Genomic DNA, 14,713 nt, shown 5'->3' with positions numbered 1-14,713 from the left:
GGTGCAGGGACGGCTGAACAGGGGTCGTCATCATGCTGGAAGAGTTGCTGACCGCGGCCATCGCCACCGGGACCGCCGGGGTGGTGTATCTCGCCGCGGCGGCGCGGGTCGTCAAGCAGTACGAGCGCGGGGTGGTCCTCCGGCTCGGGCGCCTGCGGGGCGCCGTGCGGCCACCGGGCTTCACCCTGATCATCCCCGCCGTGGACCGGCTGTACAAAGTGAACCTGCAGATCGTGACGATGCCGGTGCCGGCCCAGGAGGGCATCACACGCGACAACGTGACCGTGCGGGTCGACGCGGTCGTCTACTTCAAGGTCGTGGACGCGGCGGCGGCGATCATCAATGTCGAGGACTACCGCTTCGCGGTCTCCCAGATGGCACAGACCTCGCTGCGCTCGATCATCGGCAAGAGCGACCTGGACGACCTGCTCTCCAACCGCGAGAAGCTCAACCAGGGCCTGGAGCTGATGATCGACAGCCCGGCCATCGGCTGGGGCGTGCAGATCGACCGCGTCGAGATCAAGGACGTGTCCCTGCCGGACACCATGAAGCGCTCCATGGCCCGGCAGGCCGAGGCGGACCGCGAGCGTCGGGCCCGGGTCATCAACGCCGACGCCGAACTCCAGGCCTCCAAGAAGCTCGCCGAGGCCGCACAGCAGATGGCCGACACGCCGTCCGCGCTCCAGTTGCGGCTGCTCCAGACGGTGATGGCCGTGGCGGCGGAGAAGAACTCCACGCTGGTGCTGCCCATCCCGGTGGAGCTGTTGCGGTTCCTGGAGAAGGGGGCGGGGGCGCACCCGGAACACCACGGCCGCCCCGCGCCAGACAGTTCCGGCCAGATCCCGCCGCCCACCCCCTACGACCAGCTCTCTCCCGACCCCTCTGACGAGTTCCCGCCCGACAGCCTCGACCAGCTCCCTCCTGAGCATCCCGGCGAGATCCCACCCGCCCCTTCCAGTCGGCAGCCCTCGCCCGACCGCTCGCTGGAGCCATGACGGGTTCTACGCGCGTGGTTCACGTGGCCTTGACCAAGTGATAGACACGGCGGCGTCACAGTCCTGTCCGCCAGCAGGAAGGTTGCCCCATGTCCGAGAACGGCCGTACGACACGCCGTCAGGTACTCGCCCGCACCGGCGCGTCGGTCGCCGCGATCGCCTTCGCCGGAAATCTCACCGAACTCTTCGCGGGCACCGCGTCCGCGCAAGTGAACCTGGGCCACACCGGTTACGGCCCGCTCGTCCCCGACCCGAAGGGCCTGCTCGATCTGCCGAAGGGCTTCCGCTACCGCGTCCTGTCCCGCGAGGGCGCCCCGCTGCGCTCCGGCGAGGGCGAAGTGCCCTCCCATCCGGACGGCATGGCGGCCTTCGCGGGCCGGCACGGTCGCGTCCACCTGGTCCGCAACCACGAGAACAGGGCCGACGCCGACATCCCCGTCCCGCCGGTCGAGGGCCTCACCTACGATCCAGCGGGCAAGGGCGGCTGTACGGCCCTGACGCTGGACAGCGACGGCCGGGTCCTCGCCGAACGGGTCGCGATCGCCGGTACGGCCGTCAACTGCGCGGGCGGGCCCACTCCTTGGGGCACCTGGCTGACCTGCGAGGAGACCGAGGACCGGGCAAGCACCGGCGGCTACGCCAAGGACCATGGCTTCGTCTTCGAGGTAGACCCGGCCGACCCCCGCCGCAGCGGGGCCGTACCACTCACCGCGATGGGCCGCTTCCAGCACGAGGCGGTCGCCGTCGACCCTCGTCGCGGCATCGTCTACGAGACCGAGGACGCCTTCGAGCGGCCCTTCGGCCTGTTCTACCGCTTCCTGCCCGACAAGCCGCTCGGCGGCCCCGGTTCGCTCCGCGCGGGCGGTCGCCTCCAGGCGATGCGCGTGCCCGGCGTCCCCGACCTCTCCTCGGTCCAGGAGACCGGCGCCCGCTTCGACGGCGTCGAGTGGGCCGACGTACCGGACCCGCTCGCGGCCGGAACCCCCGTCCGTCTGCAGGACTTCGGCTCGCGGGGCATCACGCACGCGCAGAAGCTGGAGGGCTGCTACTGGGGCGGGCGGTCCGTGTACTTCGTGTCGTCGTACGCGCGCAGTGCCGAGGGCTCGGCGGCCGACCACTACGGGCAGGTCTGGCGGTACGACCCGTCGGCGCGCAGCCTCACCCTGGTGGTCGTCTTCGGCCCGGACACGGACGTCCAGCTGCCCGGCGAGTCACCGGACAACATCTGCCTCGCACCGAGCGGCGGGCTCATGGTGTGCGAGGACGGCGGCGGCGCGCAGCACGTGTTCGGGGTCACGCGGCGGGGGGAGGTGTACGCGGTGGCCCGCAACCGACAGAACATCGGCACGGCCGAGGAGCCGGAGTGGGGTGAGTTCGCTGGCGTCACCTTTTCGCCCGACGGCGGGACGATGTACGTCAACTGCTACTCGCCGGGGACGACGTTCGCGGTGACGGGGTGTTGAGCGATCCGGGGTAGGTGCGGTTGAGCGCCCCGTAAGGGGCGCGGGGAACTGCGCGACCAGCCCCCACCGGCCCGCAGCAAGCGAAGAACCGTTCCGGTCAGATCCAGCCCTGCTCCCACGCGCGATGGGCGGCGGCATGTCGTGTCGGCGTGCCCAGTTTCGACATGGCTGCGGAGAGGTAGTTGCGGACCGTTCCGGGCGCGAGGTGGACCGCGGTGGCGATCTCGGCTACTGAGGCGCCCGTGCGGGCCGCGCGCAGGATCTGCAGCTCCCGGTCGGTGAGCGGGCAGTCGTCCTCGGTCAGGGCGGAGGCGGCGATGTCCGGGTCCACATAGCGGCGGCCGGCGGCGATGTCGCGGATGATCTCCGCCAGCCGGGCCGCCGGGGTCGTCTTGGGGACGAAGCCGCGGACGCCTGCGGACAGGGCGCGGCGGAGCACCGCGGGGCGGGCGTGCCGGGTGACGAGGACGATCTGGGTGCCGAGTTCGGCCCGGATCTCCTCGGCGGCCCGCAGTCCGTCGGTGGGCGGCATCTCCAGGTCGAGCACGGCGATGTCGGGGCGGTGCTCGCGAGCCAGCCGTACGGCGTCCGTGGAGGTGGCCGCCTCGGCGACGACCGTCAGATCGTCCTCCAGTCCGAGCAGCGCGGCCAGGGCGCTGCGGAGCAGGTCCTCGTCGTCGGCGAGCAGCAGCCGGATCATGTCACCTCACGGGAGTCCACGGGCAGCGCGGCCCGTACGACGAACCGCTCGCCGTCACGTTCCCACGTCAACTCGCCTCCGGCAGCCCGCAATCGCTCGGCGAGCGACCGCAACCCGGTTCCCCCGGTGTCCGAACGGCCTTCCTCGGCACCGTCGTTGCTGATCCGCAGCGAGGCGACACCGCCGGTGACGCGGTACGCGATGGCCGCGTGCCGCGCCCGGCTGTGCCGCAGCACATTGGTGGTGGCCTCCCGCATCACCAGTCCGAGGAGGTGCCGGGCCGAGTCGGCGAGCCCGTCCGTGGGGGTGTCGAGGCGCATCCCGGCGTCGATGTCCGCCGCCGCCAGCACCCGCGTGGCGCTGGCGATCTCGTCGTCCAGTGTCGTACGGCGGTAGCCCTGCACCACGGCGCGGGTGTCGCGCAACGCGTCGTAGGACAGCTGTCGTATCTCCTTCATCTCACCGGCGGCGCGCACCGGGTCGGACTCGACGAGCCGTGCGGCCAACTCGCTCTTCAGCGCGATGACTTGCAGATGGTGCCCCTGAATGTCGTGCAGGTCCGCGGCGAACCGGAGCCGCTCGTCCTTGACCGCCAGCTCCGCCTCCAGCCGCCGGGCCCGGTCCAGCCGCCCAGCGAGGTCCCAGGCCCACAGCGGACCGAGGGTCACCCACACGGTGAAGGCGACCAGCCCGGCCGGGAACAGCGCCGCATACGTCAGCTCGCCGTCCCCGGAGACCAGGCTGAGAACACCGCCCGGCAGCAAGGCCACCACCACCGCCCCGGCGATCAACTGCCTTCTGCGGCGTGGCGCGAGATGGGTCGCGGCGATCGCGACCGTCACCGCGGGCGCCACCGCCCACACCCCGTACTCCCGCCGCGTCAGCGGCAGCACCGCGAGCACAAGCGCCGCCGCACCCGCGGCGAGTAGCCAACTCACCGGCAAGCGACGGGGGTTCGCGTTCGCCGGCCGAGGCTCCAGTCGCCGACCGAGCAGCACCACACTCGCCAGCGTCTCCACCACCAGGACGGGCGCGCCCACTGCCCGGATCCAGACCGGCCAGTCGTCGTCCAGGACCCAGTCACCGATCAGCAGCACCAGAAGGAACGCGGAGGAGCCCGGCACGGCCCACCACGTGTAGCGACGGAAGCCGGTCAGCCCCGCCGCCCCGCGCTCACCCGGCCCGTCGCCCATCCGGCCATTGTCGCAGCGGCGGCCCGCCCTGGCGGAGTGCCGAACGGCCGCTTCCCGCATGACAGATGTCATCCCGGCCGGTGACAACTCCACGGGCACGCATGCCGTTTCGGCACTACTGGCGATCTCCTCCTCTCAGCAGTCTGAAGGCGTACGAGATACCCCGCCCCCGTATGGAGGTACGCCATGTCCGCTGCCACACCCGCGCCATCGGCTCCGGAAAGCCGCCGCCCGTTCCAGGCCCTGCTCCGCCGCTGGCCCGCCGCCCTGGCCCTCCTGCTCTCGGTTCCCGGCATGGTCACCGGCGGCTCGGGCGGCGACAGGGCGGCCGACTCGGTCGAGACGTACGGCGAGGCGCTGCCTCTGCTGCCGTTGCTGTACCTGATCGTCCATCAGCTGGGGAAGCCTCGGCTGACCTGGCCCGTCGTCGGGGCGGGTCTGGCGTCGATCGTCGCCCTTCGGGCGCTGGACCTGGTGTCCCCGTCCGTGCCCCTGACCGTCGTCGCCCTGTTCGTCCTGGTACTGGGGGCCGTCCGGGGCACTCCGCACGGCCCGGCGACCTTCCGGATCCAGGCCGCCGGGGCGTTCGTCTTCTGCGCGCTCGCTCTGGTGGGCCTGGCCGTGGACCCCGATCTGGGCCGCTACCTGGTCGCCGCGGGCTGGTTCTTCCACGGGGTCTGGGACTTCGCGCACCTGATGCTCAACCGCCTCGAAGGCATCGTCTCCCGCACCTTCGCCGAGTGGTGCGGCGTGATCGACGTGTGCATCGGCATCGAGCTGGCGTTCCTGCTGTGATCCCGGCGGGCGGGTGAATTCGGCAAGAGACATCCAGTAAGCAGCCGCCAAAGACAAAAGACGCATTCCACACATAGTTACGTTCATGCGGTGATCACACTTGTACGCCGAGTAGCCATCGCCTGCGCCCTGAGCGCCACCCTCGCCTCCTGCGGGACGGCCGAGGAACCACACCGCCCTCCCGCCCCCTCGAAACGGACCGTCGCCCCGTCGCGGCCCCCGACCCTCGCCCCCGGCCCCGCGGGCCTGACCCCTGTCTTCGAGAACGGCCCGCGGACCGGGGCCAAGACCGTCGCCCTCACCTTCGACGCCGACATGACCGCCGACCAGGGGCCGCGGGCGGCGGCCGGGGAGCGGTTCGACAATCCCCGGCTCATCGCGGCACTCCGGGCGCTGAAGGTGCCGGCCACCGTGTTCATGACGGGCCGCTGGGCCGAGGAGTACCCCATCCAGGCCCGCGCCATCGGCCGGGACCCGCTCTTCGAGGTCGCGAACCACTCGTACAGCCACTACGCCTTCACCGACGACTGCTACGGCCTGCCGACCGTCTCCGAGGACCGGATGCGGACGGACGTGGAGCAGGCGTACGCGGCCTTCCGCAAGGCCGGGGTGCGGGAGCCGATGCCGTACTTCCGCTTCCCGGGCGGCTGTTACGACGGCCGGGCCCTGAAGGCGCTGAGCGCGACCGGCGTCACCGCCGTGCAGTGGGATGTGGTCGGCGGGGACGCCTTCGCCACCGACGCGGACGCGGTGGCCCGGCAGGTGCTGGACGGCGTACGGCCGGGCTCGGTGGTCGTGCTGCACTGCACGACCAGCGCCGCCCCGACGACCGAACGCGCCCTCCGTACGATCGTCCCCGAGCTGCGCCGCAAGGGCTTCCGCTTTGTGAAGGTGTCCGAGCTGATCGGGGCCGCGGGCGGGCGCGCTGAGGCTCGTACGACAGACGGCTGACCCTCTTACGCTGGATGTATGAGCGACGACGACTACTGCCTGATCGACGCGACCAGGCCGCCCGAGGCCGACGGGCCGCCGTACGCGGAGTGCGTGCTGTGCCGGGAGCCGACGGAGTACCCGGAGTCGTACAAGGGCATCACGCTCTGCCCCGTCTGCGAGTGGCAGGAGGCCCAGCGCACGGCCTGCTCAGGGTGACCGGCGAGAGGTGAGCGCGCAGGCCACGGCGATCGCCGCCGCGGTCAGGAGGGTGGCGGCGCCGAGCGGGAGCAGGGGGAGCTGGACCTCGCCCGACTGCGACCCCGTCACCAGTCCGCTGACCGCCGCCTGCGCCGGGGAGCCCGTGACGACCACGGACAGCAGGGCCGCGAGCAGCATCGCCGGGACCGCCCGGCCGGGCGAGCGCAGCAGCGGCCAGGAGGTGAGCGCGCCGACGGCCGTGCCGAGCAGGGCGCAGGCCAGCGCGGCGAGCAGCCCGGCCGCGCCCGCCGGGAGCGGCGCCACCCGGGTCTGGTGGTCGGAGGTCACCGGATCGCTGATCAGCGTCACGACGAGGGTCGCCACGGTGCCGAGCGCCGCGGACGACGCCAGCGCGACCAGCAGACAGGACAGGTGCGCCCGTCCGGGTCCGGCCGCGGCGGCCACCGGGGCGCGCGCGGCGGGCGGCTCGTTGCCGACGCAGATCCGCACCAGCCAGGCGGCGACGGGCAGCAGCGCCGCGGCTGCATAACCCAGCGAGTCGAGCACGGGCTGCCCGCCCTGCACACCGACGCCCAGGAACACGGCGTACAGGATGAACGGCGGCAGCCAGCGCTGCGAGCGCACCAGCAGGGCGGCTTGATAGCGCAGGAGCGCGGTCATCGGACCTCCTCGACGTCCTCATGGGCGACGCTCACCACATGCCACGGCGGGCGGGCCGTCAGCAGGGAGCGCAGGACGACGTCCGAGTGGGACGCGGGGACGGTGAGCCGGTGGGTGCCGGGCGCGGTCTCCTCGGCGGAGGTGAGCTTCGGGGTGGCGGGCAGTGGTCCACCGGGTGGGCCCTGGACCACGATGACGGCGTACGGTCCGGAGGGCCAAGTGCCTTGTTCCGTACGGTGGTTGAGGCCGCCGTCGCGGACGGTGTACGTCGCGTCGGGCGCCCCCGCCAGGCGACTCGGGTCATGGTCGACGAAGACCACCGCCCCGCCCGCCACAGTCCGTTCCGCGACCGCTCGTTCCAGCTCGGCGCGGGCTGACTCGTCCAGGCCGGTCCAGGCCTCGTCGAGGACGAGCAGGTCCGGCTCGGCGACCAGGGCCTGGGCGACCGCGACCTTCTGGCTGCTGCCCTTCGACAGCTGCGACATCGGCGTACGGGCATGGGCGGCGGCGCCGAAGCGCTCCAGCCACTGGTCGGCGGCGCGGGCCGCCGCCGTACGGGACAGGCCGTGCACCGCGCCGAGGTGGGTGAGATAGCCGGACGGGGTGAAGGGCAGCGCCGACGGGAAGCGCTCGGGGACGTAGGCCGTGCGCGGCCGGCCGCTGATCCGGCCCTCCGTCGGGGCGTCGATTCCGGCGAGCAGCCGGAGGAGGGTGGACTTGCCGGTGCCGTTCGCGCCCTCGATGCGCAAGAGAGTGCCGGGGGTCACGGCCAGGTCGATCCCGCGCAGCACCCAGGGTCCGCGCAGGCCGTAGCGGCGGCCGACGCGCTCCAGCCGTAATTCGCGTTGCATGCGGTCATCCTCTCGCGCCCGGAGGAACCGATCTTCCGCCTGGCAGACTGGAGGACGTGACCAGTGATCCCTCCGTTCCCGGCGATCCCGGCGTGCCCGGCGTGCCCGGCGTGCCCGGCGACAGCCCATTCCGTTCCGAGTCCTCCGTGCGCGACGAGGCGCCGCAGTTCGTGCTGCCGCTGGTCGTACGGATCGAGCGGGCGGCTCCCCCGGCCCGTACGGACGCGCTGGAGACCGCGGCCCGCGCGGTGCTGGTGCTGCTCAGCGACGAGCGGGCGCTGGGGGACGGCGAGTGGGCACAGGCCGTGCGGGACTGGCAGGACGCGCGGATCCGCAAGGTGGTGCGGCGGGCGCGGGGCGCCGAGTGGCGGCGGGCCGAGGCACTGCCCGGCATCACGGTCACGGGCAAGTCAGCGGAGGTACGGGTCTTCCCGCCCGTCCCGCTGGACGGCTGGCCCAAGGACCTCGCCCGGCTCCAGGTCTCCGGCACCGACCTCGACGACCCGGAGCCGCCGGCCGAGGCCGACCCGGGCGTGCCGGTGCTGTGGCTCAGCCCCGACCTGGACATGACGGCCGGCAAGGCGATGGCGCAGGTCGGCCATGGTACCCAACTCGCCTGGTGGGAGCTGTCGGACGAGGACCGCGCCGCCTGGCGCGACGCCGGATTCCCCCTGGCCGTCCGCACCGCCCCCGCCGACCGCTGGCCCGACCTCACCACCAGCGGTCTGCCGGTGGTCCGCGACGCGGGCTTCACGGAGATCGCACCAGGCAAAACCGTCGCCGTCGAAGGCGGCAGCCGCTACTGCCCGCTCATGACCTTGGGCAGGTAGGGCGGCACGGGAACCTTCCCGGCACTCGGGACGTTCAGTGAGTGGTTGTAGTTGAAGTTTGCGACGTGGAAGCGCCCGCGGAGTTCTGACAGCGGGCGCTTTGTCGTTTCGGGGGTTTTCTTCGACGGCTGGCGACCAGCAGCCCGGGGACGCGCGAACGCGCGCTCTCCGCATCTATTCGCCATCTCGAAGGAGACCTCACTCTGAGGACACCCGTTCCGAGGCAGGCCCGCGCCGCGGGCCTGCCTAGCGCTGCTTTCCCACGGGCCTTTCCGCATCCGGCGCCCTGCCCCCGCGCCGTCGAAAGCCGGCCCGCACCCACCCCGAAAGGAAAAACGTGACCACTGAGATCATCAACCGGGGCACCGTGCCGCCGGATCACGCCGGGACGACGAAACCCCCGCCCGCCGGCCGAGGCAGCGACTACGCCGCACTGTCCCGCGAGGTGAAACAGAGCGGGCTGCTGAAGCGGCGGCCGGGCTACTACTCCGTCAAGGTCGGGGCGAACCTGCTTCTGCTGGCCGCCGGCTGGACCGCGTTCGCCCTGATCGGGCAGTCGTGGTGGCAGATGGTGACCGCCGCCTTCCTCGCGGTGATGTTCACCCAGACCGGGTTCATCGGGCACGACGCAGGACACCAGCAGATCGCCCGCTCCAAGCGCGTCAACAACCTGCTCGGTCGCGTGCACGCCGACCTGCTGATCGGCCTCAGCTACGGCTGGTGGATCGCCAAGCACAACCGGCACCACTCCCACCCCAACCACGTCGACCGCGACCCCGACATCGCCGACGGTGCGATCGCCTTCACCGAGGACCACGCCCGGGTCCGCCGCGGCCCCTACGCCTGGCTGGCCCGCCACCAGGCCTGGCTGTTCTTCCCGATGCTGCTTCTGGAAGGGCTCGCCCTGCACGTGGCCGGCGTACGGGCGCAGTTCGAGCGCGACGGCACCGCGGGCTCACGGGCGGCCAAGCTGGCCGGGGCGGGACTGCTGACCGCGCATCTCGTCGGCTATGTCACCGCCCTGTTCCTGGTCCTGACCCCCCTCCAGGCCGTGGCCTTCCTCGCCGTGCACCAGGGGCTCTTCGGGCTGTACATGGGCTGCTCGTTCGCCCCCAACCACAAGGGCATGCCCATTTTCGGCAAGGATGACAAGATCGACTTCCTGCGCCGGCAGGTACTGACCTCACGCAACATCCGTGGCAGCCGGTTCACCGACTTCGCGCTCGGCGGGCTGAACTACCAGATCGAACACCACCTGTTCCCCTCCATGCCGCGGCCCGGCCTGCGCCATGCCCAGGAACTGGTACGCGCGTTCTGCGCCCGGCACGGCATCGCCTACCACGAGACCGGGCTCTTCAACTCCTACGCCCAGGTCCTGCGGCACCTGCACGCGGTCGGCGGGCCCCTGCGCCCCGAACTGGAGTACTGATCCGGAGCGGGGCGCTGGTCGCCCCGCACAGATCACCCGGCTACCGTGAGACCCGCGCCGCTGGGAGGGCGCAACGCCGAGGGAAGGTCCGGGAGTTGTCATGTCAGTCGACCGTCCGCTGATCAACAGCAAGGTGCCGCACTCCGCTCGCATCTGGAACTACTGGCTGGGCGGCAAGGACTGCTACGAGATCGACCGGCAGGTCGGGGACCAGATGCGTGAGCTCAACCCCGAGATCGTCGACATCGCGCGCGCCCAGCGAGGGTTCCTGAAGCGCGCGGTCACGTATCTGGCCACGGAGGCCGGAATCCGGCAGTTCCTCGACGTCGGCACCGGCCTGCCCACCCTCGACAACACCCACGAGGTCGCCCAGGGCATCGCCCCCGAGGCACGGATCGTGTACGTCGATCACGACCCCGTCGTGCTGACCCACGCCCATGCCCTGCTCACCAGCACCCCCGAAGGCGCCACCGACTACATCGACGCCGATCTGCGCGACCCGGACTCGATCCTGCGGGGCGCCGAGCGCACGCTCGACTTCAGCCGGCCCGTCGCGCTCATGCTGCTCGGCATCGTCGCGCACGTCCCGGACGACACCGCCCACCCGATCGTGCAGCAGCTCAAGGACGCCCTCCCCGCCGGGAGCCACCTGGTGTTCTGCGACAGCACCGAGGTGTTCCACGCGGACGAGATGCGGGCGATGGTCCAGCGCTGGAACGAGGCGAGCGACAACCCGCGGATCAACCGGGCCCCCGAGCAGCTGGCCCGCTTCTTCGACGGCTTCGACCTGCTGGAACCCGGTCTGGTCCCGGTCGCCGAGTGGCGCTCCGGCCCGGCCGGCACGGACGAGCGGCGGGACGTGGACAGTTTCGGAGGCGTGGCCGTCAAGCGCTGACCGGTCAGTCCCCGCCATTGAACACGGGCATTGAACACGGGCCGCCTCCCGCGCGTATCCCCCGATGTCGGCGACCTCCCGTCCACGTCCGCTTCCTCCCCCGAACCTCAAATGTTGCTCTGAAGGCGCCCGGAGCGCGGTTCGGGTCGGCGCGCCGGGGCCATACCCCCGTCACACAGCGGCGGAACGTCGAAGGAGACGACGCGGCACAGCCAGGTGACACCGGGCGGAGGAGGGGACGATGGAGCGACTGGGGACGGGAATCGGGTGGCGGCCGGAGATCGCGGACGCCGTGGAGCGGATGCCGGGTATCGACTGGGTCGAGGCCGTCGCGGAGAACGTGTGCCCCGGTCATCTCCCCGAGTCGCTGCTGCGGCTGCGCGAGCGCGGCGTCACCGTGATCCCGCACGGCGTATCCCTCGGCCTCGGCGGCGCCGACCGCCCCGACGAGACCCGCCTCACGGCACTCGCGGAGCGGGCCGAGGCGCTGGGCTCCCCGCTGGTCACCGAGCACATCGCGTTCGTACGGGCGGGCGGCCCCCTGACGGCATCCCCTCGCCTGGAAGCGGGCCACCTGCTGCCGGTCCCCCGCACAAGGGACGCCCTCGACGTCCTGTGCGAGAACATCCGCATCGCCCAGGACGCCCTGCCCGTGCCGCTCGCCGTGGAGAACATAGCGGCGCTCATCGCGTGGCCCGGCGAGGAGATGACCGAGGGCCAGTTCCTGTACGACCTCGCCGACCGCACCGGCGTACGGCTCCTGATCGACGTGGCCAACCTGCACACCAACCACGTCAACCGCGCCGAGGACCCGGCCAAGGCCCTCGCCGAAGTCCCTCTCGAGGCCATCGCCTACGTCCATGTCGCCGGCGGCTTCGAACGCGACGGCGTCTGGCACGACAGCCACGCCCACCCGGTCCCCGACGCGGTCCTCGACATCCTCACCGACCTCGCCTCCCGGGTCTCGCCACCCGGAGTCCTGCTGGAACGGGACGAGAACTTCCCGGAACCGGCCGAGCTGGAGCGGGAGTTGGGCGCGATCCGAGGGGCGCTGGAGAAGGGCCGGGCGACGCGAGAGTCATCGACAGAGCGCCCTGCGACGGCACCGCAGGGCTCCGCGGCACCGCAGGACTCCACAACACCGGACGGCTCCGAGGCGCCGCAGAGCTCGACCACCGTCGAGCCTCCCGCCGACACGACCGCCGCCCGCCAGCGCCTCGCCCTCGCGCAGACGGCACTCCTCTCCGCCCTGGTGGCCGGCACGCCCGTACCCGAAGGCTTCGACCGGGTCCGGCTGGGCGTACAGGCCCGTGCCCTGGCCGGCAAGCGGGCGGACGTCGTGGCCAAGGTCGCCCCCGAACTCCCGCACATCCTGGGCCAGGGCTACCGCCCCGCTTTCCTCGCCTACGCCCAGCGCCACCCGATGACCGGCGGCTACCGCCAGGACGCACTGGACTTCGCAGGCCACCTCCTGTCCACGGGCCACCCCCAGAACCCGACAGCCCGACGCCACCTCCACACCTGGCACCTGGACCGCTCAGCCCCAACCCCACCGTCCCACCGCCGCCCCACCACCCGCCTGGCCCGCGCAACCCGCAAGGTATTGCTACGCCGCTGAGCACGCCCCCTGAAGCCGCGCGCACCCGCCCCACCAAGCCGCCGGCACCCGTCCCGCCCAGCTGCGGGCATGCGTGCCGCCTGGGGCGGCACGGGTGGGCGCAGGCGGCACCCCGCAAGCGCGCCGGGCCGCGCGTCCCACCCCCGGCCCCCTAGACGCAGGGCACTCCACAAATGTGCTGGACATAACACCCCACGCCCACCCCACCCACAGAACCGCACCATTGCCCCCTTTGCCCCCATATGCCAGCCACCCAAATCCCCCATACGACCCCCATCACCCCCACCCCAACCCTGCCTCCCAGTACCGAAGTTGGCGTAGACCGCGAAGTAATATGCCAACGCCGCACCAAAAGCGCACTAACGTGCGGTGCCGCAAGCAGGAGGCACCATGCGACCCCGACCCCGCCCCCCGATCAAGGGCCGAGGCATCTTCACCGGCACCGGCCTGATCATCACCTGCCTGGCAGCGACCCTCGCCGCGCTGATCTTCCCGATCTGGTCGTACACCGACCGATCAGGAACCGGCGTTGACGTACTCAACGCCGAGACGGTGTCGACGAGGTTCGGACCGCTGTCGGCACTGGACCGCGACTTCGTCACGAAGGTCCGGCTCGCGGGCCTGTGGGAGCTGCCCGCGGGCCGACAGGCCCAGCAGAAGGGCACCACCCCGGCCGTACGCACAGCGGGCCGGCACCTGATCGAGGGCCACGCCTTCCTGGACGAACGGGTCCGCGACGTGGCGTCCCGGCTCGGCCTCGCCCTGCCCAACGAGCCCACCGGCCAGCAGCAGGAATGGCTCGCCACGCTCAACGCCGCGCAGGGAGTGACGTACGACCGCGAGTTCGCGAACATCCTGCGCCTGGCGCACGGCAAGGTCTTCTCCGTAGTCGCCCAGGTCCGCGCAAGCACCCGCAACTCCCTGGTCCGCGCGCTCGCCGACGACGCGAACACCACCGTGCTGGACCACATCAAGGTCCTGGAGGCCACGGGCTACGTCGACTTCGACGCTCTGGCCCGCGACATGGCCGCCGCCAGCGCTCCCCCGCTCACCCCCTCCCCGGCCCCACCCGGCCCCACCACCGACCCGGGCCCGGTCGTCCCGCTCACGCCGCCGGCATCCCCGACGTACTCGCTCCCGCCGGCGGCCACCAGCCCACCCCCACCGCACCGCCCCCAAACGGAACGTCACATACCCACAACACTCCGTCCAGATGGCGAAAAGGGCATGGCGCTTCCCATGTCCCTCGCATAGAACACCGTCATGTTCTGGGTTCTGCTCCTGCTGCTGGCCTGGGCGGCCGCCGGAACGTCGTGCACCCGGTTGTGCCTGGCCGCCGTACGCACGGCCGCCGCCGACGCCGATGCCGCCGCGGGCCGCAGACACGACCTGACGCTGTACGAGGCGGCGTTCCTGTCCGGCGGCCCCCGCCGGGTCGCCGATCTGACGCTGGTGTCGATGGCCCGCCAGCACCGGCTGCTCCTCGCACACACGGGCTGGGCGACGGTCGTCGACCCGCGCGGGCGGGACGAGATGGAGCGCTCGGTGATCGGGGCCATCGGACCGGAGGGGCAGTCGCCGATCGCTCCGGTGCGGGACGCCGCCGCTGCCGCCGACGCGGTCGGCAGCCTCGCCGACCGGCTGGTCAGCGCGGGTCTCGCCGTGCCCCTCGGCTCCCGTACGTCCGTCGGGGCCGCGGTCCGCCAGGTACGGCTCGCCGCGGTGGCCGTCCTCGCGCTGGGCGCCGCCGCGCTGCTGACGCCCGCCCCGTCGGAGCTGCCGCCCAATCTGGTGGCCCTCTGGTTCGCGCTCCCCCTCACCCTCACCCTGAGCTGCCTGGCGATCGCGCGGATCGAAGTGCACCCGTACTCGCACTGGGCCTCCCCGGCCGGGCAGCGCCTGCTGGGCGCCCTGGCCCTGCACGCCGGCTCCGCTGACGACCGTACGTACCTCACCTCCGTCGCCGTCCGCGGGGTGCGCGCGATCGGCGAACCGGACCTGCGCGCGGCCTTCGGGCGCCGTGATCCGTACTGGCGTCACTGACACGTCAGGGGGCGCATAGGGCGCAATGGCGCCGACACCGGCGGGCGGTGCTTGCCTTCGCCAACGGCCGACCGAAACATCCCTTCTGT

15 protein-coding genes are annotated in these 14,713 nt (G+C 72.0%); 11 read left to right on the top strand and 4 right to left on the bottom strand.

The annotated features are described in order from the left end of the window. The first annotated feature begins 32 nt into the window (after window positions 1–32). Together ACTWQO_RS15310 and ACTWQO_RS15305 are read left to right on the top strand one after the other, a co-directional pair. Window positions 33–995: a slipin family protein gene (locus ACTWQO_RS15310; protein ID WP_443237857.1), complete on the top strand. Its 963-nt coding sequence runs from the start codon at window positions 33–35 to the stop codon at window positions 993–995. 89 nt (window positions 996–1,084) lie between these two features. Then, entirely contained in the window at window positions 1,085–2,458 is a 1,374-nt protein-coding gene (locus tag ACTWQO_RS15305; RefSeq protein ID WP_443237856.1) for an alkaline phosphatase PhoX, read from the top strand. A 97-nt stretch (window positions 2,459–2,555) separates the two neighbouring features. Here the strand turns inward: ACTWQO_RS15305 and ACTWQO_RS15300 are convergent, their stop codons facing one another. Both ACTWQO_RS15300 and ACTWQO_RS15295 read right to left on the bottom strand, forming a co-directional pair. Continuing rightward, window positions 2,556–3,158 carry a response regulator transcription factor gene (locus tag ACTWQO_RS15300; protein WP_443237855.1) on the bottom strand — a complete coding sequence of 201 codons (603 nt, stop codon included), beginning with the start codon at window positions 3,156–3,158 and terminating at the stop codon, window positions 2,556–2,558. Further along, window positions 3,155–4,351, bottom strand: coding sequence for a sensor histidine kinase (locus ACTWQO_RS15295; protein WP_443237854.1), 1,197 nt, complete (start codon window positions 4,349–4,351; stop codon window positions 3,155–3,157). Before ACTWQO_RS15295 ends, ACTWQO_RS15300 begins: the two co-directional genes overlap by 4 nt. Before the next feature lie 186 nt (window positions 4,352–4,537). Here ACTWQO_RS15295 and ACTWQO_RS15290 point away from each other — a divergent pair, with 186 nt between their 5' ends. The 3 genes from ACTWQO_RS15290 to ACTWQO_RS15280 all read left to right on the top strand — a co-directional run bounded on the left by ACTWQO_RS15290 (window position 4,538) and on the right by ACTWQO_RS15280 (window position 6,295). Further along, window positions 4,538–5,146: a hypothetical protein gene (locus ACTWQO_RS15290; protein ID WP_443237853.1), complete on the top strand. Its 609-nt coding sequence runs from the start codon at window positions 4,538–4,540 to the stop codon at window positions 5,144–5,146. A gap of 90 nt (window positions 5,147–5,236) precedes the next feature. Then, a complete protein-coding gene (locus ACTWQO_RS15285) occupies window positions 5,237–6,097 on the top strand; it encodes a polysaccharide deacetylase family protein (RefSeq protein WP_443237852.1) in 861 nt (286 codons plus the stop codon). 18 nt (window positions 6,098–6,115) lie between these two features. Further along, window positions 6,116–6,295 (top strand): hypothetical protein, encoded by a 180-nt coding sequence (locus tag ACTWQO_RS15280; RefSeq protein ID WP_443237851.1) that lies wholly within the window; start codon window positions 6,116–6,118, stop codon window positions 6,293–6,295. Here the strand turns inward: ACTWQO_RS15280 and ACTWQO_RS15275 are convergent. Together ACTWQO_RS15275 and ACTWQO_RS15270 are read right to left on the bottom strand one after the other, a co-directional pair. After that, window positions 6,287–6,958 (bottom strand): ABC transporter, encoded by a 672-nt coding sequence (locus ACTWQO_RS15275; protein ID WP_443237850.1) that lies wholly within the window; start codon window positions 6,956–6,958, stop codon window positions 6,287–6,289. The genes ACTWQO_RS15280 and ACTWQO_RS15275 overlap by 9 nt on opposite strands. Next, window positions 6,955–7,809, bottom strand: a complete 855-nt coding sequence (locus ACTWQO_RS15270) for an ABC transporter ATP-binding protein (RefSeq protein WP_443237849.1) — start codon at window positions 7,807–7,809, stop codon at window positions 6,955–6,957. Before ACTWQO_RS15270 ends, ACTWQO_RS15275 begins: the two co-directional genes overlap by 4 nt. 92 nt (window positions 7,810–7,901) lie before the next feature. Between ACTWQO_RS15270 and ACTWQO_RS15265 the strand changes: the two genes are divergently transcribed. From ACTWQO_RS15265 to ACTWQO_RS15240, 6 genes are all read left to right on the top strand, one after another. Then, window positions 7,902–8,639, top strand: coding sequence for a peptidyl-tRNA hydrolase (locus tag ACTWQO_RS15265; protein ID WP_443237897.1), 738 nt, complete (start codon window positions 7,902–7,904; stop codon window positions 8,637–8,639). A gap of 337 nt (window positions 8,640–8,976) precedes the next feature. Beyond that, a complete protein-coding gene (locus ACTWQO_RS15260; RefSeq protein ID WP_443237848.1) occupies window positions 8,977–10,068 on the top strand; it encodes a fatty acid desaturase family protein in 1,092 nt (363 codons plus the stop codon). A 100-nt stretch (window positions 10,069–10,168) separates the two neighbouring features. Further along, window positions 10,169–10,963 carry an SAM-dependent methyltransferase gene (locus ACTWQO_RS15255; RefSeq protein WP_443237847.1) on the top strand — a complete coding sequence of 265 codons (795 nt, stop codon included), beginning with the start codon at window positions 10,169–10,171 and terminating at the stop codon, window positions 10,961–10,963. A 241-nt stretch (window positions 10,964–11,204) separates the two neighbouring features. Continuing rightward, entirely contained in the window at window positions 11,205–12,581 is a 1,377-nt protein-coding gene (locus tag ACTWQO_RS15250; RefSeq protein WP_443237846.1) for a DUF692 domain-containing protein, read from the top strand. Window positions 12,582–12,971: 390 nt separating this feature from the next. Beyond that, window positions 12,972–13,835, top strand: coding sequence for a DUF4142 domain-containing protein (locus ACTWQO_RS15245; RefSeq protein ID WP_443237845.1), 864 nt, complete (start codon window positions 12,972–12,974; stop codon window positions 13,833–13,835). 9 nt (window positions 13,836–13,844) lie between these two features. Continuing rightward, complete coding sequence (locus ACTWQO_RS15240; RefSeq protein WP_443237844.1) at window positions 13,845–14,624, top strand: TIGR04222 domain-containing membrane protein; 780 nt, start codon at window positions 13,845–13,847, stop codon at window positions 14,622–14,624. Window positions 14,625–14,713: the final 89 nt, after the last annotated feature.

The organism is Streptomyces sp. 4N124 (genome assembly GCF_052245395.1).
Lineage (GTDB): Bacteria > Actinomycetota > Actinomycetes > Streptomycetales > Streptomycetaceae > Streptomyces.
The sequence above is the reverse complement of the archived record's forward strand: the minus strand, read 5'-3'. Positions and strand labels throughout refer to the sequence as shown.